The 3,938-nt window shown below is 38.9% G+C and carries 5 protein-coding genes; 1 reads left to right on the top strand and 4 read right to left on the bottom strand.

Annotated elements, in window-relative coordinates:
* The 3 genes from AC1DSB_RS15735 to AC1DSB_RS15725 form a co-directional block, all read right to left on the bottom strand.
* A partial coding sequence (locus AC1DSB_RS15735; protein ID WP_477587068.1) for an ABC transporter permease occupies positions 1-705 on the bottom strand: 705 nt, incomplete at its 3' end.
* 115 nt (positions 706-820) lie between these two features.
* On the bottom strand, positions 821-1,654 hold the full coding sequence (locus AC1DSB_RS15730; protein ID WP_477531353.1) for an alkaline phosphatase family protein: 834 nt from the start codon (positions 1,652-1,654) through the stop codon (positions 821-823).
* On the bottom strand, positions 1,644-2,756 hold the full coding sequence (locus AC1DSB_RS15725; protein WP_477531354.1) for an ABC transporter substrate-binding protein: 1,113 nt from the start codon (positions 2,754-2,756) through the stop codon (positions 1,644-1,646). The genes AC1DSB_RS15730 and AC1DSB_RS15725 overlap by 11 nt, the downstream gene beginning before the upstream one ends.
* 202 nt (positions 2,757-2,958) lie before the next feature.
* On the opposite strand from AC1DSB_RS15725, the gene AC1DSB_RS15720 reads away from it, so the two are divergent.
* Positions 2,959-3,156 carry a hypothetical protein gene (locus AC1DSB_RS15720; RefSeq protein ID WP_477587067.1) on the top strand — a complete coding sequence of 66 codons (198 nt, stop codon included), beginning with the start codon at positions 2,959-2,961 and terminating at the stop codon, positions 3,154-3,156.
* A 107-nt stretch (positions 3,157-3,263) separates the two neighbouring features.
* Here AC1DSB_RS15720 and AC1DSB_RS15715 read toward each other — a convergent pair.
* A partial coding sequence (locus tag AC1DSB_RS15715) for a ZIP family metal transporter (RefSeq protein WP_477587066.1) occupies positions 3,264-3,938 on the bottom strand: 675 nt, incomplete at its 5' end.

The following is a 3,938-nucleotide window of genomic DNA, read 5'->3' as shown; positions in this document are numbered from 1 at the left end:
CAATAAGTTATAGTTGCTGCCGACTATTGCATAGGCTGTAGCGTAAGCTCCCATCGCATTAGCAAACAAAATACTGAATGTACCTACAATACTAGGTAAAAGAACTGGAATCCCAATGTGAAGCCAAAATGATCCTGTTGACCCTCCTAATAATGAAGAGGCTTCTTTCCATTGTTTCTTAATTCCTTGATAAGACGGGTAGATGAGCATAACAGCAAGCGGAATTTGAAAATAAACATAAACAAGAATGAGGCCTGTCCATGAATATAAATTAAAATCCGCAAACACATCCCAACCAATCTTAGAAAAAAGCAACGTAAACAACCCATTGTTTCCAAGTAAAATAATATATGAAAATGAAAGGGGAATTCCCTCAAAGTTCGATGTCATATTGGTAATCATTAGTAAGCGATTTTGAATTTTTTGTGAGAATTTTGTAAACGAATATGCTGCAATGACTGCTATAATCACAGAAGTTACAGCAGAAATTAAGGAAATGACAAGGCTATTTTGAATGGCTTGTAAGTAAAATTTGCTTTTAAATATAGTAAGATATTGATTAATCGTAACTTGAATTCCATCGTCTGCATAAAAACTATTTTTAATCATTGCTACTAATGGTCCTATTTCAAATGCAATCACAAACATAATAAATGGCAGTAAAAGAGCTAATAAGTAAATTTTTTGTTTTTTTATTTTTCGCAAGACTTCTCGCTCCTCCATGTTCTTTAACAATTTGGAATTGGTCTAACAATACGTTCGTTAAACCAATTCCAATCCACCTACATTCTTCATTTTAATGTTGAATCGTGTATCTTTTTTAAAGGGTCATTTTTCCTTTCAGTCCTGGCAATTGATATGAAATCATCTTATTGGATGGCTCAATATTTAAAAGTTCACAAACGAGCGGTGCAAAAGCTAATTGCGGAACCACTTCACTGTAAACGCCAGGCTCAACTTTTGGACTAATGATAAAGAGCGGTACATCTCGCTCACCGTCAGTTATACCGCCATGGTTGCCATATTCACTCATGCCATGATCAGATGTAATTAAAATGTGGTAACCTTCTTTGATCCAAATTGGCAAAAGTTGTGCCAACAAGCTTCCCATTTTTAAGATTTGTTCACGATATTCTTTCGATTCCGAACCGAAAATTTCTCCTTTTACATCTACACCGAGCGGATGAATATAGAGAAAGTGTGGGTCATGCTTTCTTCTCAAAGCTTCTGCATCCATTAACACATGACTATCTGGATAGTCATCATCCCAATAAAATTTCCCATATTGAATTGGCTTAGACTCATCCTCTTGCTCACGATCTTCAATAAAATGGAATGGCGCGCGATTATAAAGTTCACTTACCCAGTAATAAGATGCCGTTCCGTTTCTTAAGCCGTTTTCTTTCGTAAGATGAAAGAGACTTTTCTCAGTAGATAAACGAACGGCTTGATTGGACGTAATTCCATTCACTGATGCCGGTGTACCCGTTAGTAACACTTCATATAATGGACGGGAAAGACTTGGGAGTTCCGACTTTACTTTGTAAAGTGCTGCCTGATTTGTTTCAACTAGATGTTGAATAAATCCAAGAGCCTCACATGCTTTATCGTATCTCATACCATCAACAACAATTGCTATTACTTTATTTGACATGGACTAACACCTCTTCTTGCCAAAGTTGCGGTAAATTTTTTGCCGTTTCTTCCCAAGCTTTGTAATCTTCAATTGGTTTTGCATTTTTGTACTGTACTTCTGGAACCATTTTTTCAGCTACTTCTTTCGGAAGTTCTACATCGCGAATTGGACGGGCAAATCCTTTAGCTAAGTTAATTTGTCCTTCATCGCTTAAGATATATTCTCTAGTTGCCATCGCCGCATACGGATGCTTTGCATATTTGTTAATAATAGTTGCGTAGCCGCTTACGACTGAACCTTCACTTGGAATGGCTACTTCAAATTGATCACGGTCAATTTGGTCAGCGTAACCAAGAGCATTGAAATCCCAAACAAGGGCAACTTCCACTTCCCCTTTTTCGATGTTAGCCGGTTTGGCATCCGTTAAGCTAAGGCGACCTTGCTTGGCAAGCTTAGCAAAAAAGTCAATTCCTGGTTGGAGATTTGTTTCATCACCGCCGTAAGCGATAGCGGCAGCAAGAACGGCCATTTGGTTCTGTGTACCACGCTGAACATCTCCAACTGTTACTTTATAATCTCCTTTTAATATGTCATCCCAAGATTTTGGCGGGTTATCTACTAATTCTTTATTAGTAAAGAATGCAATCGTTCCTTGGTAGCCAACAACCCAATCTCCGTTGTCATCTTTTGCCCAGTCAGGTACCTCGTCCCAATATGAAGTTTTATATGGCGTCGTTAATTCTTTTTGTTCCGCGATTGGCCCAAAGGAAATCCCTACATCGCCGATATCAGCTGTTGCATTCTCTCCTTCAGATTCCATTTTGGCAATCTCTTCGGCACTGGATAAATCTGTATCGTTGTGTTCCAGTGTATATTTTTGCTTCACTTCATTCCACGTTTCTCCCCAGTTAGCCCATGAATCAGGCATACCAACACTATTAATTGTCCCCTCTTCTTTTGCCTTTGTTTCAATTTCTTTCAGGGTTAACGTACTTGGATCCTTAACAACTGGAGCTGCCTCCTCTTTAGAAGCTCCACAAGCAGCTAGTCCTAGTACACTCGCTCCTAACATCAAAACTTGAATAGACTTGTAACAATTCTTCTTGAATTTGTAATTCATAAAATTGCCTCCAATTAGTGTGGGATTTTTAATGTTTGCTACTGTTTGTTACGGTTTAATCATAATCATTCATTATTAATCCCACATTGATCCAATGTTAAGGTTATGTAAATCAGTTCTTTATTTGTCCAATTCATCACTTTCAGGTGGTCATGTTGTTAATGGCTTAGCTTGATTCAACAGAACCATACCCATTGAGATGATGAGAAGAATCTCAATCTTATATGGATGGATGGATTGTCCATTCGTTGCAACTGCTAGCAGTGTTGGTGATGGGGGTAACGGCAAACTGGTTTTCAGTGCAAGCAGTCGTAATCAGGGTGGTTCCCTTCTTATGTTAATCACTTCTCTCTTCCTGATTGTTTCAGTAAATCGTCTTGCTCTTCCAAAGTGGCAATAGGTTAACTCGGTTAATGCTTTCTCCATCACAAACATCCCCGCTGAATTTTTCTGTCAGCGGGGATTTGATAGGTTCACTATTAGTACTTACTAGTCGGTGTGAATTAATTAAACTAATGCAAAGTAAGCACCAATCAAACCAAACCCAAGAAGTGTCAGTATAAAAATTTGTTTGGATGTTGCCTCGTGAATGGATTCAATTAATATCTCTTTTACCGTTACCATATAAATCATCCCAATGGACAGACTGATAAAAGTTGACCAGAGAAGAGGATAATCCATCCCTAATTTACTTCCTACATACGCACCACCCGCAACTGGCAATGAAACAAGCATTGTAAATATCAACAATGTCCTTTTCCTCACTCCCGCTACAAGTAATGGAGTGAAGACGATCATCCCCTCCGGAATATTATGCAGGAGGATTATTTGTAGAATGGAACGAGATAAACTGGTGTCCTGAGCAGCACCTAAACTTATTCCTATAGGAATGTTATGTATGGAAATACCGATCAGCAGCAACATGCCTGTGTAAAATGCGACTCGCTTTTTCCCACCCTTTTCACTCACTACATGAAACCTGAAGAACCCGTGCAAAAAGTTGAACAAAAGCACCCCTGCTAAAAACCCTCCATTAAAAGTAAACCAATTGCCGAGCTCTATTGCTTCTGGAGCAACTTCAAAACTCAGTAACCCGAGAATCAACCCTGCACATAAACACAGAACCGCATCGGTGTTCTTCTTGAGTCCCCTAATCCCCCAAGCAATGATTCCCCCTAGACC

Source organism: Paenisporosarcina sp. P4_E4_2 (genome assembly GCF_056401595.1).
This window is presented reverse-complemented; position numbering and strand designations above follow the sequence as displayed.